Annotated in this window: 23 protein-coding genes; 8 read left to right on the top strand and 15 right to left on the bottom strand. The window is 68.5% G+C overall.

Translation table 11 applies throughout. The annotated features are described in order from the left end of the window. Window positions 1–20: 20 nt before the first annotated feature. The 3 genes from DIS04_RS17005 (at window position 21) to DIS04_RS16995 (ending at window position 3,558) form a co-directional block, all read left to right on the top strand. Window positions 21–1,763 (top strand): FAD-dependent oxidoreductase, encoded by a 1,743-nt coding sequence (locus tag DIS04_RS17005; RefSeq protein WP_111414979.1) that lies wholly within the window; start codon window positions 21–23, stop codon window positions 1,761–1,763. Continuing rightward, entirely contained in the window at window positions 1,756–2,583 is an 828-nt protein-coding gene (locus DIS04_RS17000; protein WP_111414978.1) for a sugar phosphate isomerase/epimerase family protein, read from the top strand. Before DIS04_RS17005 ends, DIS04_RS17000 begins: the two co-directional genes overlap by 8 nt. 81 nt (window positions 2,584–2,664) lie before the next feature. Continuing rightward, entirely contained in the window at window positions 2,665–3,558 is an 894-nt protein-coding gene (locus DIS04_RS16995) for a DMT family transporter (protein WP_111414977.1), read from the top strand. Between the two features lie 24 nt (window positions 3,559–3,582). On the opposite strand, the gene DIS04_RS16990 is transcribed toward DIS04_RS16995, so the two are convergent. After that, the gene (locus tag DIS04_RS16990) at window positions 3,583–4,443 is read right to left on the bottom strand and encodes a shikimate dehydrogenase family protein (protein WP_111414976.1); all 861 of its coding nucleotides are present in this window, start codon (window positions 4,441–4,443) and stop codon (window positions 3,583–3,585) included. A gap of 62 nt (window positions 4,444–4,505) precedes the next feature. Next, complete coding sequence (locus DIS04_RS16985; RefSeq protein WP_162623106.1) at window positions 4,506–6,356, bottom strand: bifunctional sugar phosphate isomerase/epimerase/4-hydroxyphenylpyruvate dioxygenase family protein; 1,851 nt, start codon at window positions 6,354–6,356, stop codon at window positions 4,506–4,508. A gap of 387 nt (window positions 6,357–6,743) precedes the next feature. Here DIS04_RS16985 and DIS04_RS16980 point away from each other — a divergent pair, with 387 nt between their 5' ends. The 4 genes from DIS04_RS16980 (at window position 6,744) to DIS04_RS16965 (ending at window position 10,529) form a co-directional block, all read left to right on the top strand. Then, window positions 6,744–7,751 carry a tripartite tricarboxylate transporter substrate binding protein gene (locus DIS04_RS16980; protein WP_111414975.1) on the top strand — a complete coding sequence of 336 codons (1,008 nt, stop codon included), beginning with the start codon at window positions 6,744–6,746 and terminating at the stop codon, window positions 7,749–7,751. A gap of 51 nt (window positions 7,752–7,802) precedes the next feature. Continuing rightward, on the top strand, window positions 7,803–8,279 hold the full coding sequence (locus DIS04_RS16975) for a tripartite tricarboxylate transporter TctB family protein (RefSeq protein WP_111414974.1): 477 nt from the start codon (window positions 7,803–7,805) through the stop codon (window positions 8,277–8,279). Between the two features lie 14 nt (window positions 8,280–8,293). Next, on the top strand, window positions 8,294–9,796 hold the full coding sequence (locus DIS04_RS16970; RefSeq protein ID WP_111414973.1) for a tripartite tricarboxylate transporter permease: 1,503 nt from the start codon (window positions 8,294–8,296) through the stop codon (window positions 9,794–9,796). Between the two features lie 70 nt (window positions 9,797–9,866). Next, window positions 9,867–10,529, top strand: a complete 663-nt coding sequence (locus tag DIS04_RS16965; protein ID WP_245904590.1) for an HAD family hydrolase — start codon at window positions 9,867–9,869, stop codon at window positions 10,527–10,529. A gap of 46 nt (window positions 10,530–10,575) precedes the next feature. Here the strand turns inward: DIS04_RS16965 and DIS04_RS16960 are convergent, their stop codons facing one another. The 7 genes from DIS04_RS16960 to napE all read right to left on the bottom strand — a co-directional run bounded on the left by DIS04_RS16960 (window position 10,576) and on the right by napE (window position 15,645). Then, window positions 10,576–10,941 carry a hypothetical protein gene (locus tag DIS04_RS16960; protein ID WP_111414971.1) on the bottom strand — a complete coding sequence of 122 codons (366 nt, stop codon included), beginning with the start codon at window positions 10,939–10,941 and terminating at the stop codon, window positions 10,576–10,578. Between the two features lie 33 nt (window positions 10,942–10,974). Then, window positions 10,975–11,577, bottom strand: coding sequence for a NapC/NirT family cytochrome c (locus DIS04_RS16955; RefSeq protein ID WP_111414970.1), 603 nt, complete (start codon window positions 11,575–11,577; stop codon window positions 10,975–10,977). A 10-nt stretch (window positions 11,578–11,587) separates the two neighbouring features. Further along, entirely contained in the window at window positions 11,588–12,049 is a 462-nt protein-coding gene (locus DIS04_RS16950) for a nitrate reductase cytochrome c-type subunit (protein ID WP_218938185.1), read from the bottom strand. A 10-nt stretch (window positions 12,050–12,059) separates the two neighbouring features. Next, complete coding sequence (gene napA / locus DIS04_RS16945) at window positions 12,060–14,555, bottom strand: nitrate reductase catalytic subunit NapA (RefSeq protein WP_111414969.1); 2,496 nt, start codon at window positions 14,553–14,555, stop codon at window positions 12,060–12,062. Further along, the gene (locus DIS04_RS16940) at window positions 14,536–14,832 is read right to left on the bottom strand and encodes a chaperone NapD (protein WP_111414968.1); all 297 of its coding nucleotides are present in this window, start codon (window positions 14,830–14,832) and stop codon (window positions 14,536–14,538) included. Before DIS04_RS16940 ends, napA begins: the two co-directional genes overlap by 20 nt. Then, window positions 14,829–15,359 (bottom strand): ferredoxin-type protein NapF, encoded by a 531-nt coding sequence (gene napF, locus DIS04_RS16935; RefSeq protein ID WP_111414967.1) that lies wholly within the window; start codon window positions 15,357–15,359, stop codon window positions 14,829–14,831. Before napF ends, DIS04_RS16940 begins: the two co-directional genes overlap by 4 nt. Window positions 15,360–15,441: 82 nt before the next feature. Then, window positions 15,442–15,645, bottom strand: coding sequence for a periplasmic nitrate reductase, NapE protein (napE, locus tag DIS04_RS16930; RefSeq protein ID WP_111414966.1), 204 nt, complete (start codon window positions 15,643–15,645; stop codon window positions 15,442–15,444). A gap of 109 nt (window positions 15,646–15,754) precedes the next feature. Between napE and DIS04_RS16925 the strand changes: the two genes are divergently transcribed. Continuing rightward, window positions 15,755–16,261 (top strand): DUF4142 domain-containing protein, encoded by a 507-nt coding sequence (locus DIS04_RS16925; protein ID WP_162623105.1) that lies wholly within the window; start codon window positions 15,755–15,757, stop codon window positions 16,259–16,261. A gap of 45 nt (window positions 16,262–16,306) precedes the next feature. Here DIS04_RS16925 and aroQ read toward each other — a convergent pair whose 3' ends face one another. The 6 genes from aroQ to trmB form a co-directional block, all read right to left on the bottom strand. After that, window positions 16,307–16,750, bottom strand: coding sequence for a type II 3-dehydroquinate dehydratase (gene aroQ, locus DIS04_RS16920; RefSeq protein ID WP_179951295.1), 444 nt, complete (start codon window positions 16,748–16,750; stop codon window positions 16,307–16,309). Window positions 16,751–16,790: 40 nt separating this feature from the next. Next, window positions 16,791–19,775 carry a bifunctional [glutamate--ammonia ligase]-adenylyl-L-tyrosine phosphorylase/[glutamate--ammonia-ligase] adenylyltransferase gene (gene glnE / locus DIS04_RS16915; RefSeq protein WP_111414963.1) on the bottom strand — a complete coding sequence of 995 codons (2,985 nt, stop codon included), beginning with the start codon at window positions 19,773–19,775 and terminating at the stop codon, window positions 16,791–16,793. An 87-nt stretch (window positions 19,776–19,862) separates the two neighbouring features. Further along, window positions 19,863–20,234 carry a diacylglycerol kinase gene (locus tag DIS04_RS16910; protein ID WP_111414962.1) on the bottom strand — a complete coding sequence of 124 codons (372 nt, stop codon included), beginning with the start codon at window positions 20,232–20,234 and terminating at the stop codon, window positions 19,863–19,865. A 30-nt stretch (window positions 20,235–20,264) separates the two neighbouring features. Next, window positions 20,265–21,728 (bottom strand): D-alanyl-D-alanine carboxypeptidase/D-alanyl-D-alanine endopeptidase, encoded by a 1,464-nt coding sequence (gene dacB, locus DIS04_RS16905; protein ID WP_111415043.1) that lies wholly within the window; start codon window positions 21,726–21,728, stop codon window positions 20,265–20,267. 37 nt (window positions 21,729–21,765) lie between these two features. Further along, window positions 21,766–22,098: a DMT family transporter gene (locus DIS04_RS16900; RefSeq protein WP_179951294.1), complete on the bottom strand. Its 333-nt coding sequence runs from the start codon at window positions 22,096–22,098 to the stop codon at window positions 21,766–21,768. After that, a complete protein-coding gene (gene trmB / locus DIS04_RS16895; RefSeq protein WP_111414960.1) occupies window positions 22,095–22,805 on the bottom strand; it encodes a tRNA (guanine(46)-N(7))-methyltransferase TrmB in 711 nt (236 codons plus the stop codon). Before trmB ends, DIS04_RS16900 begins: the two co-directional genes overlap by 4 nt. Window positions 22,806–22,911: the final 106 nt, after the last annotated feature.

The raw sequence follows: 22,911 nt of genomic DNA, 5'->3' as shown, positions 1-22,911 counted from the left end.
ACGTTTCCAGCGAGGGCCACATGGCCGAGACACAAAGCGATTACGACCTGGTGGTGGTGGGCTCCGGCGCTGCCGGGCTCGCCGCCGCGGTTACCGCCGCCTATCACGGCTTGCAGGTGGCGGTGGTGGAGAAAGCCGACGTGCTGGGCGGCGCCACGGCCTGGTCCGGCGGCTGGATGTGGGCGCCGCTCAATCCCCTGGCCCGCGCCGCCGGCATCGTCGAGGACGCGGAAACGGTGCGCACCTACCTGCGCGCAGAGCTGGGCGAGCGCTACGACGCGGCGAAGATCGACGCCTTCCTCGATGCCGCGCCGCGGATGGTCGCGTTCTTTCACGAGAAGACCGCGCTGCGGTTCGCCGACGGCAATGCCATCGCCGATATCCACGGCGACACGCCCGGCGCCGGCACCGGCGGGCGCTCGGTGATCGCCGCCCCCTTCGACGGCCGCGAGCTGAGCCGCGAGACGCTGGCCAAGCTGCGCACGACCATGCCCGAGACGGCCTTCCTGGGCATGCCGATCCAGGCCGGGCCGGACCTGGCGGCCTTCCTGACCGCGACCCGCTCGCTCAAGTCGTTCGTCCACGTGGCCAGGCGCCTGGGCCGTCACGTCCTCGACCTGGCGCGCTATCGCCGCGCCATGCAGCTGGTCAACGGCGTGGCCCTGACCGGGCGGCTGGCCAAGTCGGCCGACGACCTGGGCGTCGAGACCTGGGTCTGCTCGTCGGCGAAACGCCTGATCAAGGAAGGCGAGCGGGTCACGGGCGTGGTGGTGGAAACCCGGCACGGCGAGGTGACCCTCAATGCGCAGCGCGGCGTGGTGCTGGCCACCGGCGGCTTCCCCTGGGACGTCGAACGCCGCCGGGAGCTCTTTCCCCGCACCCCGACCGGCGAGGAACACTGGCCGCTGCCGCCGCCCTCGGCCAGCGGCGACGGCCTGCGGCTGGGCGAGGCCGCCGGCGGCGTGGTGGATACCGGTCTCTACTCCCCGGTGGCCTGGGCGCCGGTGTCGCTGGTGCCGTGGGGCGACGGCCGGGTCGGTCACTTCCCGCATATCATCGATCGCGCCAAGCCCGGCGTCATCGGCGTGCTGAGAAACGGCAGGCGCTTCGTCAACGAGGCCGGAGGCTACTTCGACTACGTGGACGCCATGGTCAAGGCGGTACCGGAGGGCGAGGAGGTCTGCTCCTGGCTGGTCTGCAGCCACCGTTTCCTGCGTCGCTATGGCCTCGGCATCGCCCGCCCCGCGCCGGTGCCCTTCCGTCACTGGGTCCGCAAGGGCTATCTCAAGCACGGCGGCACGCTCGCCGAGCTGGCGCAGGCGTGCGGCATCGACCCGCAGGGCCTCGCGGCCACGGTGGCCGAGTACAACCGCCACGCCGCCCGGGGCGAGGACCCCGAGCACGGCCGTGGCTCCACCCCCTACAACCGTAAGAACGGCGATCCGGCCCACGCCCCCAACCCCTGCGTGGCGCCACTCGATCAGGGCCCCTTCTATGCCGTCAAGGTGCACCCCGGCTGCTTCGGCACCTTCGCCGGCCTCGCGACCAACGAGCACGCCCAGGCGCTGGGCGGCGACGGCACACCGATTCCCGGCCTCTATGCCGCCGGCAGCGACATGGCCAGCATCATGGGCGGCCACTACCCGGCCGGCGGCATCAATCTCGGCCCGGCCATGACCTTCGGCCATATCGCCGGTTTGCATGCCGCGGGACGCAGACGACACGACGACGCGAACTCGGGAGCCGACACCGCCCATGCGTGAGCCGATCTTTTCCCTCGCCGCCCTCACCGTGCTCGAACTGGCGCCCCCCGAGATGGTCGAGGTCGCCGCCCGGGCCGGCTACCAGGCCGTGGGCCTGCGCCTCATCCCCGCCACACCGGAAGAGCACCACTTCCCGCTGGTGAAGGATGCCGCCTTGCTGCGAAACACCCGGCAGCGCCTGCGCGACACCGGGCTGCGGGTCCTGGACATCGAGATCCTGCGCCTGCGTCCCGACACCGACGTGGTCCGGGATTTCCGCCAGGTGCTGGAGATCGGCGCCGAGCTGGGCGCCAGCGAGGTGCTGGTGGCGGGCAACGACGACGATGGCGCCCGTACCGTCGACAACTTCACCGCCATGTGCGAACTGGCGGGCCCGCTGGGCCTGCACCCGCACCTGGAGTTCATGCCCTGGACCGGGGTCAAGACCCTGTGCCAGGCGCATCGCATCGTCGCCGCCGCGCGCCAGGCCGGTCACGCCAATGCCTGCCTGCTGGTCGACGCCTTCCACTTCAACCGCTCGGCCAGCCGCCTGGAGGACCTCGAGCGCGTGCCGCCGGACTGGCTGCGCTACGTGCAGCTGTGCGACGTGGCCGGGCCGATCCCCGCCAGCATGGAGGCGATCCTGCACGAGGCGCGGCAGCAGCGCGGCTTCCCCGGCGAAGGCGACATCGACCTGCGGGGCCTGCTGGCCGCCTTGCCAGCGGGCCGGCCACTGAGCCTGGAGATTCCCACCGAATCGCTGCGCCGCCAGGGCATCCCCGCGCTGGCGCGGGCACGACGAGCCCTCGAGGCGGCTCGCGCCGTGGTGGCCGGGCGATGAACGGGACACGGGGAGACGCCGCGCTGGCGTCAATCTGTTAGCCTGCTACTATTAAGCCTGCCCACCCTGATGCCGAGAGCCATGCCCACCCTGACCGCCGCCGCTTCCCCTGCCACCGCCGATCGCCCGCTGCTGGGCATCGCCTTCATGCTGGCCGCCGGGCTGCTGTTCACGCTGCTCGACACCGGCGTCAAGTGGCTGACCCAGAGCTACTCGCCGGTTCAGGTGGTGTGGGCACGCTATGCCGGCCACATGCTGGTGCTGGGGGGTTACCTGCTCATGCTGGGCTGGCCCCGCTGCCGCGAGATCATGGCGTCGGTCGAGTCGCTTCCCGGGCAGTTCGTGCGCGGCCTGCTGCTGCTCGCTGCCAGCACCTTCGCCTTCCTGGCCTTCCGCGAACTGCCGCTGCTGCAGGTCTACGTGATCAACTTCAGCGCGCCGCTGCTGGTGACGCTGCTGGCCATCCCGCTGCTGGGCGAGCGCGTGACGCTGGCCCGAGGGGCGGCGGTCGCCACCGGCTTCATCGGCGTGCTGATCGCGGTGGGCCCCGTGGAGTGGCGGGCCCAGCCCGCCGCGCTGCTGCCCTTCGGCATGGCGCTCTGCTTTGCCCTCTACCAGTTGGCCACGCGCCGCTTCGGGCGCAACGACCATCCGCTGGCCTCGCTCTTTTATGCGGGCCTGGCCGGCGCCGTGGTCAGCACGCTGGTGGTACCCTTCTTCTGGACGCCGATCGCCCTGGGCGACACGCCCCTGTTCCTGCTGGTCGGCACCCTCGGCGCCGTCAGCCAGCTCGGCCTGATCATGGCCATGCGCTGCGCGCCCGCCTCGCTGGTCTCGCCCTTCCTCTACCTGCAGATCGTCTGGGCCACGCTGTCCGGCTACCTGGTCTTCGGCGACATGCCGCTACTGGAAACCTATCTCGGCGCCGTGCTGATCATCGGTGCCGGGATCTTCCTGGCGGTACGCAAGCGCTGACGACACGCGACGGCGCCGCGGCGCTCACGACTCCTTGAGCAGCACGCGGCGGTAGTGGGCGTAGAGGGTGGCGGCCTGTTCGTCGGCGGCGGCACGCTTGGCCTCGTCCTCGCAGAAGCGCTTGAAGGCATCGACCCCCTGGAACACGAACAGGCCGACGCCGCTCATCACCGCCGCCCCGGCGGCCCGGGCGGCGGCGACGAACTCGGTCACGGCCGGCACGTAGACGGCATCGAAGATCCAGTGATGCGCCGCCACCAGCTCCCTGGGCAGCGGGCAGCCGGGGCTCTTCTCGTGGCCGATGGGGGTGCAGTTGACCAGGCCGTCGCAGGCCGGCACCGTCTCGGCCAGCCGCTCCGGCGCGATGGTGGAGGCAGCGAAGCCCTGGGCGATCAGCTCGTCGGCCAGCTGGCGCGACTTGGCCGCGTCGAGGTCCATCAGGATGACCTCGCTGGCGCCGAGCTTGCCCAGGCCGAAGGCGACCGCCTTGCCCACGCCGCCGGTGCCAATCAGCAGTACCCGGCCCGGCTCGCGCTCGCCGAGGGTGGCACGGTAGCCGCTGATGAAGCCGGTGAAATCGGTGTTGTCGGCGAAGATCCCGCCGCGCTCGAAGACCAGCGTATTGGCCGCCCCGACCCGCCGCGCCCCCTCGGAGACACGATCGGCCAGGCGCACGGCCGCTTCCTTCCAGGGATAGGTGACGTTGACCCCGCGGTAGCCGGCGGCCATCACCTTCCTGACCTGGCTCTCCAGGGAGGCGATGGGCTGCTCGTTGGCATCGAAGAGGTCGTAGGTGGTGGGAATGCCGGTCAGGTCGCCGAGCCGTACATGCAGGTCCGGCGAGCTGGAATTCATGATGGCCTTGCCGATCAAGCCGAGTTTCATACCGTGTCTCCAGGCTGCGGGGCGAACGCGTGGGTGGTTTCGTCGGAGCGGTCCGCTTCGCGCTAGCGGCGGGCGGCCTGGGCCGCCAGGCGGATGCCCGCGTTGGCCTCGCCGAATCGCTGGTAGTTGCCGCGTCGTTCGACGATCTCGAAGAAGAAGCGGCCCGAGAAGGTGTCGGTGTAGGCGTGCAGGAAATCGCCATCCTCGTTGCGATCGAACAGGATGTTGCGCGAGCGCATCGCCTCGAGCTGCGCGGCGTCGATGTCGTAGCGCGCCTCCAGGTCGTCGTAGTAGTTGCCGGGAATCTTCAGCAGGGGCAGGCCGCGCGCCAGGAGCTCGTCCACGGTGGCGAAGATGTCACGGCTCTCGAAGGCGATCTGCTGCACGCCGCCGCGGAACTCGCTGAGGAAGCGGCCGGGCTGGGTCTCCTGGGCCTGGGACACGGTGAGCGGCAGACGAATGCTGCGCTCCGGGCTGACCACCGCCTGGCTGATCATCATGCCGTGCGGGTCGACGATCTCGTTCTCGGCCTCGGCGTCGAAGCCGAACACGGTGCGATAGAACAGCTGCCAGCCCAGCAGCTGGGAGGCCGGCAGCACGTAGGAGAGGTGGTCGATGCGCACCAGGCCGGCTTCGTCTCGGCTCGCCTGGTCGAAGAGCTCGAAGTCGGTGCGCCACTGCAGGTCGTCGGCGGCCGCCTCGTCCACCAGATAGATCAGGCTGCCCTCGACGCCGCGAATCGCGGGGATCTCCATCTCGCCCTCGCCCACCTGGCCGCGGAACAGCTGGGCCTTGAAGGCGCGGGCCCGCTGCAGGGCGCGCTCGACGTCGTCGACCCGGAAGCCCACCGCGCACACCGAGGTGCCGTGCAGCAGCCGGAAGGTATGCGCGAAGCTGTCGGTCTCGAAGTTGAGGACCAGGTGGATATCACCCTGCTTCCATAGTTCCACGTTCTTCGAGCGATGACGGCCCACATGGCGGAAGCCCAGGGCGTCGATGAACTCCCCCAGCGGGCCGGCACTCTCCTCGTCGAGGGTGAACTCGATGAAGTGGATGCCGTGGTAGCGGGGCGCCGGCGGCAGCTGGCTCGCCGCCGCCCCGTTTCCGGCCAGGTTCTCGAGCCAGATCAGCGAGCGCAGGCCATCCAGGGCGGTGATCTCGGTAGGGGCGGCACGGAAGGCATCGCTGAAGATCTCCAGCGACAGCGGGCCGTCGTAGCCCACCTTGCCCAGCTCGGCCATGAAGGCGCCGAGCGGCAGGCGCCCCTGCCCGGGGAAGCAGCGGAAATGGCGGCTCCACTGCAGGATATCCATGTCCAGCAGCGGCGCATCGGCCACCTGCACGAAGAAGATCTTGTCGCGGGGAATGCAGCCGATGGCGGACAGGTCGTGCCGGCGCGAGAGGATGTGGAAACTGTCGAGAACCACGCCGAGGTTGGGATGGTCGGCCCGCCGCACCACCTCCCAGGCGTCGCGATAGTCGGCAATGTGGCGGCCCCAGGCCAGCGCCTCGAAGCCGACGCGGATGTTGCGGCGCGCAGCGCGTTCTGCCAGCTCGCGCAGGTCGGCCACGGCGCGCCCCATGTCGCCGACGGCCTGTGGCGAGACGTTGCTGCACACCAGCAGGAAATCGGTGCCGAGCTGCTCCATCAGATCGAACTTCCGCTCGGCACGCTGAAAGTTGCGGCTCCGCTGCGGCTCCGGCATCGCTTCGAAGTCGCGAAACGGCTGGAAGGCCACGATGGCCAGGCCCAGACGCTCGCAGAGCTGGCGCACCTCCGCAGGGGAGCCGTCGAAGGAGAGCAGATCGTTCTCGAAGATCTCCACGCCGTCGAAGCCCGCCCGGGCAATCGCTTCCAGTTTGGTCCTGAGGTCGCCGCTCAGGCAGACCGTGGCAATGGCACGCATCCTCATCTCTCCCGACTCCTGTCGCCGAGGAGCCTCGTGTACGACCGGAAACGGGTTTCCGGCAAAGACAATTGGAACATGGTTTCAATGTTCGCATGGCGGCCTAAAGTTCGCAAGACACCCTTGGGATCGCCTCGAGCCGGCGCCACGAGCAACTACTATAGGATAAGCCCGGGCTGGCCTGCGCCTGGCCGATTTCCAGCGGGCTCGGAACCCTTCATGAGTGAAGGGCATGCGACCTTCGTCGCAGTTTCGTGCTTTGCCATTGACAGTATTGGAAGCCAGTTCTAGTGTTCGCCTAAAGCACTCTAGTTCGTAAAGCGAACATTATAGCCTGCCCAGACAGGCACACCTGGCCTCGCGGCCGCCATAACAACCACCCCGGAGGAACCCATGTTCAAACCACTGCTTGTTTCCACCGCCGTCGCCCTCGGCTCCCTGGCCATGGCCGGCAGCGCCCTGGCCGAGTACCCCGAGCGCAACATCCAGGGCACCATCCAGTGGGGCGAAGGCGGCGCCACCGATAACGTGGCACGCAGCCTGACGCCCCACGTGGAAGAGATCCTGGACACCACCATCGTGCTGACCAACCGTGCCGGCGGCACCGGCGTGATCGGCATGAACCACGTGATGAACCAGCGTGCCGATGGCTACAACCTCCTGTATGGGGCCGAGAACCCTCTGCTGTATCAGCTGATGGGCCTGGCCGACTTCACCTACGCGGACATGCATACCGTCAACATCATCGGCCAGGGGCTGGTGGTGATCGCCGCCCCTGCGGACAGCCCCTTCGACAGCTTTGCCGACCTGCTCGAACACGCTCACGAGAACCCGGGCGAGCTGCGCATGGGCGGGACCGGCGCCGGCGGGCTGCCCAACACCGTGCTGGCGATGATCAATGCCGTGGACGAGCTCGACGTGCGCAACGTGACCTTCGGCGGCGACGGCCCCGGCATCACGGCCATGCTGGGCGGCCACATCGACTTCATGCCGCTGAGCCTGGCCGCCGCCGGCGAGCAGATCCGCGGCGGCAAGCTGAAGGGCCTGGCCGTGGTCACCACCGACGAGATCGAGGCGCTGCCCGACGTGCCGCCGATCACCGAGGCGCTGCCGGACATCGAATCCTTCCTGCCGTGGGGTCCGTTCTGGGGCGTGTTCGTGCACAAGGATACCCCCGACGAGGCCAAGGCCGCGCTCGAGGAGGCCTACGAGGAGGCCGTGGCCAGCGACGAGTTCCAGGAGTTCCTCGAGAGCTACGGGGCCGAATCGCTCAACCTCAACGGGGACGAAGCGCAGGAGTACCTGGACAGCTGGCAATCGGTCACCGCCTGGTCCATGTACGAGGCCGATGCCGAGTCACTGGAAACCACGCCGGAAGAACTCGGCATACCGCGACCCTAACATCCACCGTGCGGTGAAGGGGGAGCCTGGCCTCCCCCTTGGAGTCTGTTGATGAGCAAGAAAATAGAGCGCGTACAGGCGGGCGAGAAGGTCTTCGATTGGCTGCTGCTCCTGCTCAGTATCGGCGTCTTGGTCGAAGCCTATCGTATCGACGGCATCCCCGGCCTGAACTCCCCTGGCTCCTTTCCCGTGGGGCTCGCCCTCATCATGCTGGCCTCGTCGCTGGTCATCCTGTTCAGCCACCGTCGCAAGCGGCGCGACCCACAGATTCGCGGCGCCCTGCATGAGTTCCAGGTGTTCTGGAGCGAGCATTTCCAGCCCCACATCGTGGTCTTCACGCTGGTATCGGTGGCCTATCTCACGGCCATCGTCTGGGTCAGCTTCTACCTGAGCACCTTCCTGTTCCTGTCGGTCATGTTCATCTATTACCGGAACGGCAGGATCCTCAGCTCGCTGTTGCTCTCAGGCCTGGCCATCGCGGTGATCTATGTCCTCTTCACGCTGGTCTTCCGCGTCTACCTTCCCTGATCCCGAGGTTTCCGATGAGTGACACCTTTTCCTATTTCCTGATGGCGTGGCTGGATCCCCAGTTGCTCCTGCTCACGGCACTGGGGACCCTGGCGGGCATCTATGTCGGCGCCATTCCCGGGCTCTCGGTGACCATGGCGGTGTCGATCCTGATCTCCTTCACCTTCGCCTGGGACATCAACAACGCCCTGGCGCTGATGGTGGGGATCTACGTCGGCGGCGTCTACGGCGGCTCGCGTACCGCCATCCTGCTCAACATTCCCGGTGCCCCTTCCGCCGTGGTGACCGCCCTCGACGGCTACCCCCTGGCCCAGCGCGGCGAGGCGGGCCGTGCCATCGGCCTGAGCACGGTGATGTCGGTCATCGGCGGGCTGCTCGGCACCCTGGTGCTGGCCGGCACCGCCCCCTACCTGGCCGACATGGCGCTGGAGTTCGCCTCGCGCGACTATTTCCTGATCGCCGTGCTCGGCCTGCTGCTCGTCAGCACCCTGTCGGGGAAATCCCTGGCGCGCGGGATCTTCTCCGTCGCCCTGGGCGCCACCATCGGCCTGATCGGCATGGACCAGGTCACCGCCCAGCCGCGGTTGACCATGGGCAGCATGCAGCTGATGGGCGGCATCCACTACGTGGTGGTGATGATCGGCCTGTTCGGCGCGGCCGAGGCCTTCTACCAGTTGCACAACCTCAACAAGGTGCCGATCAAGCAGAAGGTCGACAAGATCATCCCGCCGTTGAGCATGGTGCTGAAGTTCCTTCCCCTGTCGGTGCGCACCTCGCTCATCGGCGTGATCGTCGGCGCCCTGCCCGGCACCGGCGGCGACATCGCCTCGCTGTTCGCCTACGACCATGCCAAGCGCAGCGTGAAGCACCCCAGCCGGCCGTTCGGCGAGGGCGCCTACGAGGGCCTGGTGGCCCCCGAGACCGCCAACAACGCCGCCGTCGGCGGCGCCTACGTGCCGATGCTCACCCTCGGCATGCCCGGCGACGCGGTGACGGCGGTGATCATCGGCGCGCTGGTCATCCACGGCCTAAACCCCGGGCCGATGCTGATGGTCGAGACCCCGCACATCTTCTGGTTCACCGTCGGCAACCTGGCGCTGGCCAACCTCTTCCTGCTGTTCTTCGGCCTGACCGGCATCAAGGTCTTCACCAAGGTCGTGGAGGTTCCCAAGGCGATCCTGATCCCGTTGATCCTGGTGCTCTGCGTGGTGGGCACCTACTCCATCAACAGCAGCATGATGGAGGTCTACTGGATGCTCGGCTTCGGCATCCTCGGCTACTGGCTCAAGGTGTTCGGCTTCCAGATGGGCCCCATCATCCTCGGCGTGATACTGGGCCCGCTGCTCGACGAGACCTATCGCCAGGCGATGTCCTCGGAGGGCGAGAGCCTGGGGGGCTTCCTGCTGGCCCTGGTCAGCAACCCGCTGTCCATCGTGCTGACGTCGGTGATCGTGCTGGTGTTGCTGAGCCAGACGCCCGCCAAGTCCTGGCTGCTGGCTCGCACACGGCGCAGTTGACCCTTTACCCACCCGAGGCGCGGGCCCCAAGGCCGCACCTCGGGTGGCCAAGATGCAGTGGAGCAAGCCCGTGGGAGACTCCCTACCTCGCACTATCGGGATGCTGGTGTTCGACTTCGATGGGGTCATCCTCGACTCGGCCACGCTCAAGCGGCAGGCCTTCGCCGATCTTTACCGTGACGAGGCACCGGAGCAGTACCGCGCCGTGCTCGCTTACCTCGGCCGCCGTGGCGGGCAGCCCCGCGAGGTCAAGTTTCGCCACATCGAGGGGCAGATCCTGGGGCGCGAGGCGGGGGAAGGGCGCATCCGCGAACTCTGCGCACGCTTCAAGGCCAGCGTCGAGCAGCGCCTGCTGCAGGCCCCGGCCATCCCCGGCGCGCTGGAGTTCCTCTCCCGCTGGGCCGGCGTGCGGCCGCTCTACCTGCTTTCGGCCACGCCCGAGGCCGAGTTGCGCAGCATCGTGCGGCAACGCGGCCTGACACCGTTCTTTGAGGAAGTGCTCGGCTCGCCCCCCGACAAGGTGACGGGCCTGCGATACCTGCTGGCGAGAAGGGGCCAGGCGGCACGGGAAACGGTGATGATCGGCGACTCCTACAACGACTACCGCGCGGCACGCTCCAACGGCACCCGCTTCGTCGGCGTCAGCGCCGACCCCGGCGCCTCGCCCTTCCCGGGGGACGTCATCACCGTGCGCGACCTGCATGGGCTGGAGGCCGCGCTGAGGCAGGCATGAGGCTGCCGCGACCGCGTTACGCCCCTCGCTCTCATGCCCACCGCGCTCAATCCTGCTCCATCTGCCCCGGCCGGATCGGCTGGCGAGGCTCGTCGAGGCCAGGCTCGGACGCCGTGTCGCCGCGCCCTTCCTCCTGGCGCCCCGTCACTTCGTCGTCCCGGGCCTCGCCGCCGTCGGCGTCGGCCGCGGCGTCAGCTCCGGTGCCTTGCAGGTCCCGCTCGGGCGCGTCCCGGGCGGTGCCGGCGTCGTCCTCACGCTCAGGCACCTCGCCGAGCGCCGCCTCGCCCGCCGAAGTGGCGTCTTCCGCGGCGCTGCTGGGTGGCGGTGAGGTATCCTGGGCCAGGGCTGCCGAGGCGAAGGCGATGGAGAGAATCGTGGTCAGAGTGCCCATCCATTTGCCGACTTGCTGCATCCTTCCTCCTCCTGCCGAGCGCTGCCCGGCGCTTCATTCCCAGCCCTCGACGCCCGCCATGTCGGGCAGCTCGTGGGCGATGCCCTTGTGGCAGGTGATACAGGTATCGTCGCCGTCGATCAGGCCGCGCCGGTGGGCCTCGGCCGCACGCGAACTCTGCCGGGTCAGGTCCATGGCATCCTCGTCGTGGCAGTTGCGGCACTCCAGCGAGTCGTTGGCCTCGAAGCGCCGCCACTCGCGGGAGGCCATCTCCAGGCGATGGTCGAGGAACTTCTCGCGGGTATTGATGGTGCCGAAGATCTTGCCCCAGACTTCCTTCGAGGCCTGCATCTTGCGCGCGATCTTGTCGGTCCAGTCGTGCGGCACGTGGCAGTCCGAGCACACCGCGCGCACTCCCGAGCGGTTGGTGAAGTGGATGGTGGGCTGGATCTCCTCGTAGACGTTGGCCCGCATCTCGTGGCAGCTGATGCAGAACTGCTCGGTGTTGGTCGCTTCCATGGCGGTATTGAACCCGCCCCAGAACAGCACGCCGCCGATGAAGCCCCCCACGGTGAGAAAGCCGAGGCTGAAGTAGCCGCTGGGAGAGTTGAAGACGCGCCAGAAGACCGAGAGCAGGTTCTTGATACGTTTTATCATGCAGCGAACCTCACTCTTGCGTCTCGCGCCGCTGGCGGAGGATTTCGGCGATGTCGACGAAGCGGTTCTCGACCGCCAGCGGTGCGTCGGTCTGCGGTACATGGCACTGGTCGCAGAAGTAACGGCGCGGCGAGAGTTCGGCGAGGAAGTTGCCGTCGCGGTCCATGTAGTGGGTCACGCTGATCATTGGCGCCTGGGTCTCCCCGACCCGCTGCCGGCTGTGGCAGCTCATGCAGCGGTTGGCATTGAGGTCGACCTGGTAGTTGTCGATCTTGTGCGGGATGGTCGGCGGCTGCATCGGGTAGGCCCGACTGCGCCGCCGGTCGTCGTTCTCGGCGTCGTAGAGTGGTTCGGGCGTGCGCTCCTCGAGCAGCGGCACCTGGCCGCGAAGGGCATCGAGCTGCCCTTCCTGGGCGAACACCCCCAGGCTGATCAGCAGGACGGCGCTGGCGGTCGCGATCATGCGCATCATGCTTCCCTCCCTAGACCGGTTCGATCCGGCAGGCGCACTTCTTGAAGTCCGTCTGCTTGGAGATGGGATCGGTGGCGTCCAGCGTGACCTTGTTGATCAGCTGGCTGGCATCGAACCAGGGCACGAACACCAGCCCGCGCGGCATGCGGTTGCGCCCGCGCGTCTCGACCCGGGAGTTCATCTCGCCGCGTGGGCTGACGATGCGCACCTCGCTGCCGCGGCGCACGCCGAGCTGACGTGCATCCTCGGGGTGCAGGTAGACCACCGCCTGGGGAAAGGCGCGGTGCAGCTCGGGTACGCGGCGGGTCATCGAGCCGGAGTGCCAGTGCTCGAGTACCCGGCCGGTGACCAGCCACAGCGGGTACTCCTGGTCGGGCGACTCGGCGGGCGGCTCGTAGGGCACGGCGTAGATGACGGCCCGGCCGTCCTGGTGGCCATAGAACTGGAAATCACGCCCCTCCTCCACGTAGGGGTCGTACTCGCCGTTGTAGCGCCACAGCGTCTCCTCGCCGTCAACCACCGGCCAGCGCAGGCCGCGCTCCTGGTGATAGCGCTCGAACGGGGCCAGGTCGTGGGCCTTGCCGCGGGTGAACTTGGCGTACTCCTCGAACAGCCCCTTCTGCACGTAGAAGCCGAAGTGCTGCGCCTCGTCGTTGGCGTACTCCTCGTCGAGCTCGTCGAGGCCGTAGGCGTCCACCTGGCCGTTGCGGAACAGCACCTCGAACATCGACTTGCCGCGGTAGTCCGGGTTGGCCTCGAGCAGTTCCTCCGGCCACACCTCCTCGATCTGGAAGCGCTTGGAGAACTCCATCAGCTGCCACAGGTCGGAGCGTGCCTCGCCCGGCGCCGTGACCAGCTGATGCCAGAACTGGGTGCGCCGTTCGGCGTTGCCGTAGGCGCCCTCCTTCTCGACCCACATCGCCGCCGGCAGGATCAGGTCGGCCAGCTCCGCGGTCACGGTGGGGTAGGCGTCGGAGACGACGATGAAGTTGTCCGGGTTGCGGTAGCCGGGATAGGTCTCCTCGACCAGGTTGGCCGCGGCCTGGACGTTGTTGTTGCACTGCACCCAGTAGACGTTGATGTCGCCGTCCTTGAGCATGCGGTTCTGCAGCACGGCGTGGGCACCGGGCTGGGCCTGGATGGTGCCCTCGGGGACCTTCCAGGCCTCCTCGGCGAAGCGGCGGTGGTCGGCATTGGTCACGACCATGTCGGCCGGCAGGCGGTGGGAGAAGGTGCCGACCTCGCGCGCGGTGCCGCACGCCGAGGGCTGGCCGGTCAGCGAGAAGGGGCTGTTGCCCGGGGTGGAGATCTTGCCCGTCAGCAGGTGGATGTTGTAGATCATGTTGTTCGCCCACACCCCGCGGGTATGCTGGTTGAACCCCATGGTCCAGAACGACATCACCCGGGTGTCGGGGTCGGCGTAGAGCTCGGCCAGGGCGTCGAGCTGGCGCTGGGGCACGCCGGAGAGCTCGGTGACCGTCTCGGCATCGTACTGCTGCAGGAACTCCCGGTAGCGCTCGAAGTCGATGTCGCGGGCTCCTGCCGCCTCGCTGGCGTTCGCCGCGGCCAGCTCCAGGCGATGCTCGGGGCGTAGCCCGTAGCCGATGTCGACGTTGCCCTCCATGAAGCGCACGTGCTCGTTGACGAAATCCCAGTTCACCCGGTCGTTGTCGATGATGTAGCGCTGGATGTAGTTGAGGATGGCGAGGTCCGCCTGGGGCGTGAAGACCATCGGCAGGTCCGCCAGCTCGAAGGAGCGGTGCTCGAAGGTGGAGAGCACCGCCACCTTGACGTGCGGCGCCGACAGCCGGCGGTCGGTGACCCGGGTCCACAGGATCGGGTGCATCTCGGCCATGTTGGAGCCCCACAGCACGAAGGCATCCGCCGCCTCGATGTCGTCGTAGCAGCCCATCGGCTCGTCCATGCCGAAGGTGCGCATGAAGCCGAACACCGCCGAGGCCATGCAGTGGCGCGCGTTGGGGTCGATGTGGTTGGAACGGAACCCCGCCTTCATCAGCTTGTTGGCGGCGTAGCCTTCCCAGATCGTCCACTGCCCGGAGCCGAACATGCCGATCCCCTGCGGGCCCTTCTCGCGCAGCACCGCCTTGTACTTGTCGGCCATGACGTCGAAGGCCTCGTCCCAGCTCACCGGAGTGAACTCGCCGTCCTTGTCGTACTCGCCGTTGGTCTTGCGCAGCAGCGGCCGGGTGAGACGGTCCTCGCCGTACATGATCTTGGACAGGAAGTAGCCCTTGATGCAGTTGACGCCCCGGTTGACCGGCGAGTTGATGTCGGCGTGAGTGGCGACCACCTGGTTGTCGCGGGTCGCCACGTTGACCCCGCAGCCCACGCCGCAGAAGCGGCACGGGGCCTTCGACCACTTCAGCTGGGACTGGCTGGCGTCGGTGACCACGTTCTGGGCCTGGCCGGTTGCACTGATACCCGCCGCCGCGGTGGCCGTCGTTGCCGCGGTGGCCTTGATGAAGTCACGTCGCGTCAGCGTCATCGCTCATCTCCTCCATCTCCCTGTCCAGTTCCTCGGCGCTTTCCGCATGGTGATAGACCAGGCTCACCGATAGCACGCCGGGCGCTCGCTGAAGTCCTTCGATGAATGCCACGATGTCGCGCTGCCCCGCCGTCTCCAGCACCAGCACCAGCTTGCCGCGCGGGTCCGTGGCGTGGATCTCGACCCCGTCATGGGCTCGGCAGTGACGGGCGACCTCCTCGAGGCGTCCGGGGCGCAGCTGCACGACCAGGCTCGAGATATGCACCTGAGCGTTCATGTCGCTTCCTGCCGGCGAGCGGGCCGAGGCGTGTCGGCATGGCTCGGGCCTGGCAGCGTCACCGCGTGGGTGGGGCAGACCGACACGCAGGCGCCGCAGCCGGTGCAGGCCTCGCTGTCGACCGTCGGTTCCGGCACGCACCGGGCATTGAACGAGAAGCGGATCGCGCCGACCTCGCAGCTCTCCCCGCAGCTACGGCAGTGGATGCCCTGCGACCCCAGGCATGCCGGCCCGATCGTGGCGGTATGCCACCACGGAGCCTCACGCCCGGCGTCGCGAAATACGTTCTCCGCGCAGGCCTCGACGCAGGCGCGGCAGAAGGTGCACTCGCCCAGCTCGAAATCGACGCGGGGAAAGCCGGCCGCATCGGGCACGATGATGTCGGTCTCGCAGGCCCGGACACAGTCGCCGCACTGGCTGCAATTCGCCAGAAACACGGGCTCTTCGCGGGCCCAGGGGGGACGCGGCACGGGGGGATATTGAAGGCGCCCTTTGAGCAGCGCGCGCCGCGTGGGATCCACTCCCATTCTGCTTCTCCACGGTCTTTGTATTGCGTTCTTGTTTGGTTATTTCCTGTTTTCTTGTTGGCCTGGCCTACCTTGCGCGAGGCTAGCCAGGCGGCCCGGGCGGCCCGGTAAATATCTGGAAAATCCAGACCGCAAAGCCGTAGCCGGAAACCACCAGCACGGCGAGAATCGGGAACAGAATGCCGGCAAGAAACAGGAAAACCAGCAGCTCTCGTTTCTTCTCCTGCCGCTCTTCCGGCGTCTGAGGCCGGCGCGTGCGGCTTGGCTTGTCGAGTGTTCTTTGCATGAATCGGCACCAGAGCGAGACGTCTTGTACTACCGTAGGAAGCAAAGAGGTATCGCGCAAACTTGATTCAACATCGCTCATCATTCAGGAAAAAAGCGGGAGCAATGGAATGAAAATCTTTCTCTCGAAGGGCGTGATCATTTTGGCGCTCGCATTGACTTGCCTGCTGGCCGGTCCGGCACTCGCGCAGCAGGACGCGGATCGCGAGACGCTCCAGGCCGATCTGCGCAGCCTGCACCAGCATCAGGACGAGCTGGCGGAGCTGGCGGAGGACCGCGCCGAGCGCGACGAGGTCGCGCAATTGGCGGCAACCCTGGCGCGCGATCACGCCATTCTCGACGAGTGGCTGGCCGAGGCCGCCGGGAATAGCGACCCCTCTGCCGGCGGGGAGATGATTCCCGACGGCGACCCTGGCGAGGGGCTGGGTGGGCAGGAAGGCGCGGCGTTCGACGAGGCGTTCCTCGACTACCAGGCGGAGCTGCACCAGGCCGCGATCGAGTACCTGGAGCAGAACCGCCCCGAGGGCGACGAGCAGCTCGACGAGTTCAACAACCACCTGCTGGTCACCCACGAGACGCTACTCGTCAACAGCGAGCTGATCGACTCGCTGCGCTGAGGCCGCGAGGCACGATGGCCCGCGGCCGAGGGAACGGCGGCGGGCTCAGGCGCGTTCGGCGGCGCGAATCACGGCGTCCAGGGCGGCCAGGTAGCCCTGGCTGCCGAGCCCGGCGATGACGCCGTCGGCACGCAGCGAGACGTAGGAGTGGTGGCGGAAGCTCTCGCGCTTGTGCACGTTGGAGAGGTGCACCTCGATCACCTGGCCCTCGAAGGTGTTGAGCGCATCGAGGATGGCCACCGAGGTGTGGGTATAGGCGGCGGGGTTGATGACGATCGCCGCGGTGCCGTCCTCACGCGCGGCATGGATGGCGTCGATCAGCACGCCCTCGTGGTTGCTCTGCAGGGCCTTGATGTCCCAGCCGTTGACGGCGGCCTTCTCATACAGCGCGTTGTTGATGTCGTCCAGGGTCTCGCTGCCGTAGATCTCCGGCTGGCGGGTGCCCAGCAGGTTGAGGTTGGGGCCGTGCAGTATCAGGACCTTGTTCATTGCTATCTCTCTGATGGGAACGATATCGGGCGGGTGAGACTCATGCCTGCGGCTCCAGCAGTCGCTGCCAGGCGTCGATGACCGCCTGGCGGTGGGTGTGGAAATCGGCCTCGCGGCCGCGGGCGGCCCCGCGGGTCAGCGAGGCACGGTGGGCGGCGCTGCGCAGGGCCAGGTAGGCCTCGCGCAGGCGCCGGCACATGTCGGCGGGCAGTCGGCCGGTACTCTCCAGGGTCTCGAGGATGCGCATGTTGTCGCTCCACTGCAGCAGCGCGGGCGTCTCGTGGCCCATGGAGAGCACCGCGAACTGGCACAGGAACTCGATGTCGACCATGCCGCCGGGGTCGTGCTTGAGGTCGAACTCACCCGCCCCGCTCTTGCCGCCCAGGTGGTCGCGCATCTTCTGGCGCATCTTGACCACCTCCTCGCGCAGGGCCCGGCAATCGCGCTCGCGCCCGAGGATCTCGCGACGCACCGCATCGAAGCCCTCGGCAAGACGGGGATGGCCGGCCACCACGCGAGCACGCACCAGCGCCTGATGCTCCCAGGTCCACGCCTCGCGGCGCTGGTACTCGCCGAAGGCCTCCAGCGTGGTGGCCAGCAGCCCGGCGTTGCCCGAGGGGCGCAGGCGCATGTCCACCTCGTAGAGCGTGCCGGCCGGGGTCACCGCGGTGAGCAGGTGGATGATGCGCTGGCCCAGGCGGGTGAAGAACACCGGGGTATCGATGGGCCGCGCGCCGTCGGTCTCGCCCTGGGTATCGGCATCGTGGATGAACACCAGGTCGAGATCGGAGCCGTAGCCCAGCTCGATGCCGCCCAGCTTGCCGTAGCCGACAATCAGGAATTCCGCCTCCGCCCCGGCGCGCGAGCCGTCGCGGCGCCGTGGATAGCCATGCTTGCGCACCAGGTGGCGCCAGGCCATGGCCAGTACCTTCTCCAGCAGCACCTCGGCGATGTAGGTGAGGTAGTCGCTGACCTTCATCAGGTGGCGGGTACCGGCGATGTCCGAGGCGGCGACACGCAGCACATGGGCATGCTTGAACACGCGCAGCGCCTCGAGCTGGGCCTCCTCGTCGTCCTCGGGAATGCGTCCCAGGGCCTGGCGCAGTTCGTCGGCCAGGCGCGCCTTGTCGGCGGGGGTGTAGAGGGTGTCCGGGGTCAGCAGCTCGTCGAGCAGGATCGGGTAGCGTGCCAGCTGCTCGGCGATCCAGGGGCTCGCGCCGCACAGCCCCATCAGGTGGCTGAGCGCCTCGGGGTTCTCGCGCAGCAGCGCCAGGTAGGCGGTACGCCGCAGCACCGACTCGATCAGCGGCAGCACCCGTTCGAGGGCGGTGTCGGGGGTGTCGCTTGCCGCCACGGCGTCGAGCAGCAGCGGCATCAGGGCCTCGAGGCGGTCGTAGCCGATGCGCTGCATGGCCTGCACCTGACGCGACTGGCGCAGGCTGGCGAGGCGCCGCTGGGCTACCTCGGGTTCGGCGAAGCCTGCTTCGGCCAGCATCGCCTGGACCTCCTGGTCATCGAGCTCGCCGCACCACAGCGCGCGCCAGTCGTCGAGCGGGATGCCGCCCCCCTGCTCGGGGACCGCACTGGCCACCTCGAGCTCCTCCTCGGGGTCGGCGACCACCGCATCGAAGTGATGGCGCACCCGGCCGCGCACCTCCTCGAGGCGCGCCACGACCGCCGGCCAGTCCTCCATGTCGAGCGCCTGGGCGACCCGTTCGCGGTCGAGGTCGTCCTCGGGCAGGCTCTGGGTCTGGCGATCCTCCAGCGCCTGCAGCACATGCTCGAGGTCGCGCAGGAAGACGTAGTCGGGCTCGAGTTCCTCGACCACCTCCTGGGGCAGCAGGCCCAGCGCCGGCAGGCGTGACAGCGCGGTGCGCAGCGAGGTGACCTGCAGCTCGGTATCGCGCCCGCCGCGGATCAGCTGGAAGGCCTGGACCACGAACTCCACTTCGCGAATGCCGCCCGGGCCGAGCTTGATGTTGGCCTGCATGCCGCGGCGCTTCACCTCGCGGTTGATCAGGGCCTTCATCTCGCGCAGCGACTCGATGGCGCCGAAGTCGAGGTACTTGCGGTAGACGAAGGGGCGCAGGTGGCCGAGCAGCTCGCCGCCCGCCCCCAGGTCGCCGGCCACCGGCCGCGCCTTGAGCATGGCGTAACGCTCCCACTCGCGGCCCTGGTCCTGGTAGTAGGCGGCCAGCGAGCTGAAGCTGCCGACCAGCGGGCCGCCCTCGCCCAGCGGGCGCAGGCGCATGTCGACACGAAAGACGAAACCGTCGGCGGTGACCGCATCCAGCGCGGCGATCAGCTTCTGCCCCAGCTTGGTGAAGTACTCCTGGTGTTCGAGCGCCTTGCGCCCGCCCTCGCTCTCGCCCTTCTCGGGGTAGGCGAAGATCAGGTCGATGTCCGAGGAGAGGTTGAGCTCGCCGGCGCCGAGCTTGCCCATGCCCAGCACCACCAGGCGCTGCTCGCTGCCGTCGGCGCGCGGCCCCGGGCGCCCCCAGCGCGGCTCGAAGTGCGCCTCGAGCCAGGCCAGCGCCCCCTCGAGGCACACCTCGGCCAGCCGCGACACCGAGGCGGCGGTCGACCACATGTCGATGCCCGCCGGCCGCGTCAGGTCGCGCCAGACGATGCCCAGCATCCGCCCCCGGCGAAAGCGACGCAGCGCCGCGTGCAGGGCCGCCTCGTCGTCGGCGCTCTCCAGGCGCTCGGCCAGCCAGGCGGCGAGCGTCTCGCCGTCGGGCGCCTCGTCCAGCTCGCCGCTGGCATCGAGATGCTGCAGCCAGTCGGGATAGCGCACCAGCGTATCGACCACGAAGTCGGAAATGGCGATCACCCGCGCCAGCTGGCGCCGCCGCTCCGGGTCGAGCGCCAGCCAGTTCTCCGAGGGGAGCTCCTGGCCGGTCATCTCGGCGACGCTGTCGCCCCGTGCCAGGCTTTCGCCGAGGCGTTGCCACGCCTTCTCCAGGGCAGGCGCGAGCGCCGGGGAGAGATGGTCGGCGGGCAGGAAGTCGTCGGGTATGGGCATGGCAACGCGCCTTGTCGCAGCTGGGGTACCCTCAGCATATCGAAGGCGCTGCCGCTGCGGCACCCCTGGCGCAGGGCACGGCGGAATTCAGCCGAAGAATTTCTGCCACGCCAGCAGGCCCCAGGCCAGGCCGGCGGCCAGCAGCGACAGCATCACCGCCGCCGAGCCGATGTCCTTGGCCCGCCCCGACAGCTCGTGGTGCTCGGTGCCGATGCGGTCCACCACGTTCTCGATGGCGCTGTTGAGCAGCTCCACGGTCAGCACCAGCAGGCAACTGCCCACCAGCAGGATCCACTCCACCGGCCCCGAACCGATCCACCAGGCCAGCGGCAGCATCACCACGCACAGGGCCAGTTCCTGTCGAAACGCCGCCTCGTGGCGAAAGGCGAACTTGAGGCCCTTGAGGGAATAGCCCGTGGCATCGATCAGGTGCCGCCATCCGGTACGCGCTGGTTTCATCGTCTCGCTATCCTTACTTGCGGGTAGACCTCAATGCGCCTCGATCATGCGCTCCAGGTCCTGGGACAGGGGGTCCAGTACCTGGGCCCAGTTGAGCCAAGGCGTGGAGGCGGTGCCGTTGACCAGGACCGTGAACACGCCCCAGCGCCCCGAGCGGGTGCGGAAGTATCCGCTGACGGCGCGCACCGCATAGGGCTGGTTGAGGGTGCCGGTCTTGAGCATCAGATGGTCCTGCACCAGCGGCGACCCGCGGCGAATGGCGCGCGACACGCCGTTGGCCGGTGACTGGAAGCTGGCGACGAAGCTGGGGAACAGCGAGGTGCGGTGGAACATGCTCTCCAGCAAGGCGTTGGCGCCTCGCGCCGAGGTGCGGTTCTCGGTGGTCAGGCCGCTGCCACTGAGCATGACCACCGGCCCATGGTCGGGCAGCCCGGCCACGTAGTCCTGGAGCGCTTCCCCCGCCTGCAGCAGGGTCGCGCGGGGCGTGTCGACCAGGTTGAGCGCCAGCACGTCGGCCATGAAGTTGTTGGAGTAGTTCATCACGTGCAGCAGCAGCTCCTGTAGCGGCCTGCCTTCCACCTCGGCCAGGCTGCGGGCGGTGGCGGGAGGCGGCTCGATGCTGGTGGCATAGCCCTGCCCCACCGCGATGCCGGCCTGCTCGAGCATCGCCAGCAGGGTACGTGCGGTCTGGCGCGCGGGGTCGCCGCTGGCGCGGTAGACGTCGCGAGGCGCGGCGCCGAGCGCGATGTGGCCGCGCAGCAGCATGACATCCCCCTCCTCGCGGGTCACGCGCTCGGCGCTGAACTCGCTGCCGCTGCCGGGCAGGCGCGTCTCGATGCGATTGTCGATTGCCACGATCGGGGACTGGCTGTCGCAGCTGGTGACCCGCGCCGGCTCGCCCGCCTTCCCCCCCGGGGCCACGTTGACGCACCAGTTGCCATGGTTGACCCCCGCCGAGGAGAGCAGCGCGCTGTAGCTGTTGGCGGCGCGCGCATGGGCCTCGCAGCGGTCGGTGGTGATGCACTCCACCGGGCCGAAGCGCCACTGGCTGACCACCAGGCGCCCTTCGACCTCGCTTACGCCGGCCTGGTGCAGCCGCTGGGCCAGGCGCCACAGGTCCTCGGTGGCCAGCGCGGGATCACCGCCGCCCTCGAGGATCAGGTCACCGCGCAGCACGCCCTCGGCGTCGGGCTCGGCGCTGCTGACCAGGCGTGTGGTGAAGCGGTGCTGGGGGCCCCAGCGGTCGAGCGCCGCCGCCGCCAGGTAGGCCTTGGACACCGAAGCCGGCGACAGCTGGCGGTGTGGCTCGATGGCGCCCAGCACCTCGCCGGGGCGACCGGCGTCCCCCAGCAGCCTGGCCTCGGCGCTGACGTGAAAGCCTTTGTCGAGGAGCCCCCCCAGCGCCGGGAAGCCCTCACCCGAAGCGGCCACGGGGAACCACAGCCCGCACAGCAGGACCAGGCAGCGTAGCCTGGCGGCAGCAAACGATAGCATCTCGGTCGAATCCATCCGGCCCCCAGGTGGCGCCGGTTCAATGAGCGGAAACGCGTGAAAACAGTTGGATCACCACCACCCCGGCGACGATCAGCCCGATACCCAGAATCGCCGGCGGGTCTGGCCGCTGGCCGTATACCACGACGCCCACCAGGGCCACCAGCACGATACCCAGCCCGGCCCACAGTGCATAGGCGATACCCACCGGGATGGTGCGCAGCACCAGCGAGAGCATGAAGAAGGCGAGCGCATAGCCGACCACCACCAGCAGGCTGGGACCGGGGCGGGTGAAGCCGTCGGTGGCCTTGAGCGCACTGGTCGCGACGACTTCGGCGACGATTGCCAGCGCCAGGTAGACGAATGCCATCAATCGACCTCCTGCGAGCCGCCGGGGACGAGCTGTGGGGCGTGGGGCAGGGCGGCCACCAGCCGCCAGAGAGACTGACCGCTGAGATGGTACTTGCGTTCAAAGGGGGTGAGGTAGTGCTCGCCGGGGACGAAGGGCTCCACGTCGGCGCTCACGCCGGTGACCTGCGTGAGCGCCTGAGCGAACTCCTCGACATAGAGCCGCCAGTTGGAGCGCAGCTCCAGCCGCCCGCCCAGCGCCAGGATCACCGGCAGCACCGGGTGGCCATGCCAGCGCTGCTTGAGATGCGCCGACTTGGGATAGGGGTTGGGATAGAGCAGGTAGTGCCGCGCCGGCTGCCAGCCGGCGGCCAGTGCCAGGCGCCAGAAGTCGACCAGGTCGGCGCGCACCAGCAGGGCGTTGTCGCCCACTTCGCCATGCTCCCGCGAGAGCCGTTCGGCGCTGCGGTCCACGCCGACCACCAGGTGGTCCTCGTGGCGCGCGGCCAGCTGCCGCGTCGACAGTCCCACGCCGCAGCCGGCATCGAGGATCAGCGGTTGGCGCCCGCCGCCCCGGTGCTCGTACCAGGCAAGGGCCCGTGCGAACGCCTCGCGGGTATGCTCGGCCACCGGCTTGCGCAGGGGGTGGCCGAGGGCGCGCGCGACGCGGCGTGCGACGTCCTTGTGCGGGCCGAGCTGGTTGGTGGCGATGGCGCGTGAAGTGGCGTGCATTGCGAAAGCGGTTCGGTGGCTGACGAACTGGCCATTCTAGCAGCGATGGCGCGCCAGGCGAGGAGCAAAAAAAAGGCGCATCCAAAGACAGGATGCGCCCACATAC

It is taken from the genome of Billgrantia lactosivorans, from assembly GCF_003254665.1.
Classification (GTDB): Bacteria; Pseudomonadota; Gammaproteobacteria; order Pseudomonadales; family Halomonadaceae; genus Halomonas; species Halomonas lactosivorans.
This window is presented reverse-complemented; position numbering and strand designations above follow the sequence as displayed.

Bases quoted from the DNA above. Each gene is read 5' to 3' on its own strand.
- napF (WP_111414967.1), bottom strand. From the start codon at position 15,359: ATGGGAGTGGATCCCACGCGGCGCGCGCTGCTCAAAGGGCGCCTTCAA.
- DIS04_RS16925 (WP_162623105.1), top strand. From the start codon at position 15,755: ATGAAAATCTTTCTCTCGAAGGGCGTGATCATTTTGGCGCTCGCATTG.
- DIS04_RS16985 (WP_162623106.1), bottom strand. From the start codon at position 6,356: ATGAGGATGCGTGCCATTGCCACGGTCTGCCTGAGCGGCGACCTCAGG.
- DIS04_RS16940 (WP_111414968.1), bottom strand. From the start codon at position 14,832: ATGAACGCTCAGGTGCATATCTCGAGCCTGGTCGTGCAGCTGCGCCCC.
- dacB (WP_111415043.1), bottom strand. From the start codon at position 21,728: ATGCTATCGTTTGCTGCCGCCAGGCTACGCTGCCTGGTCCTGCTGTGC.
- DIS04_RS16970 (WP_111414973.1), top strand. From the start codon at position 8,294: ATGAGTGACACCTTTTCCTATTTCCTGATGGCGTGGCTGGATCCCCAG.
- trmB (WP_111414960.1), bottom strand. From the start codon at position 22,805: ATGCACGCCACTTCACGCGCCATCGCCACCAACCAGCTCGGCCCGCAC.
- napA (WP_111414969.1), bottom strand. From the start codon at position 14,555: ATGACGCTGACGCGACGTGACTTCATCAAGGCCACCGCGGCAACGACG.
- DIS04_RS17005 (WP_111414979.1), top strand. From the start codon at position 21: ATGGCCGAGACACAAAGCGATTACGACCTGGTGGTGGTGGGCTCCGGC.
- glnE (WP_111414963.1), bottom strand. From the start codon at position 19,775: ATGCCCATACCCGACGACTTCCTGCCCGCCGACCATCTCTCCCCGGCG.
- aroQ (WP_179951295.1), bottom strand. From the start codon at position 16,750: ATGAACAAGGTCCTGATACTGCACGGCCCCAACCTCAACCTGCTGGGC.
- DIS04_RS16995 (WP_111414977.1), top strand. From the start codon at position 2,665: ATGCCCACCCTGACCGCCGCCGCTTCCCCTGCCACCGCCGATCGCCCG.
- DIS04_RS16975 (WP_111414974.1), top strand. From the start codon at position 7,803: ATGAGCAAGAAAATAGAGCGCGTACAGGCGGGCGAGAAGGTCTTCGAT.
- napE (WP_111414966.1), bottom strand. From the start codon at position 15,645: ATGCAAAGAACACTCGACAAGCCAAGCCGCACGCGCCGGCCTCAGACG.
- DIS04_RS16955 (WP_111414970.1), bottom strand. From the start codon at position 11,577: ATGATAAAACGTATCAAGAACCTGCTCTCGGTCTTCTGGCGCGTCTTC.
- DIS04_RS16980 (WP_111414975.1), top strand. From the start codon at position 6,744: ATGTTCAAACCACTGCTTGTTTCCACCGCCGTCGCCCTCGGCTCCCTG.
- DIS04_RS16960 (WP_111414971.1), bottom strand. From the start codon at position 10,941: ATGCAGCAAGTCGGCAAATGGATGGGCACTCTGACCACGATTCTCTCC.
- DIS04_RS17000 (WP_111414978.1), top strand. From the start codon at position 1,756: ATGCGTGAGCCGATCTTTTCCCTCGCCGCCCTCACCGTGCTCGAACTG.
- DIS04_RS16990 (WP_111414976.1), bottom strand. From the start codon at position 4,443: ATGAAACTCGGCTTGATCGGCAAGGCCATCATGAATTCCAGCTCGCCG.
- DIS04_RS16910 (WP_111414962.1), bottom strand. From the start codon at position 20,234: ATGAAACCAGCGCGTACCGGATGGCGGCACCTGATCGATGCCACGGGC.
- DIS04_RS16950 (WP_218938185.1), bottom strand. From the start codon at position 12,049: ATGATGCGCATGATCGCGACCGCCAGCGCCGTCCTGCTGATCAGCCTG.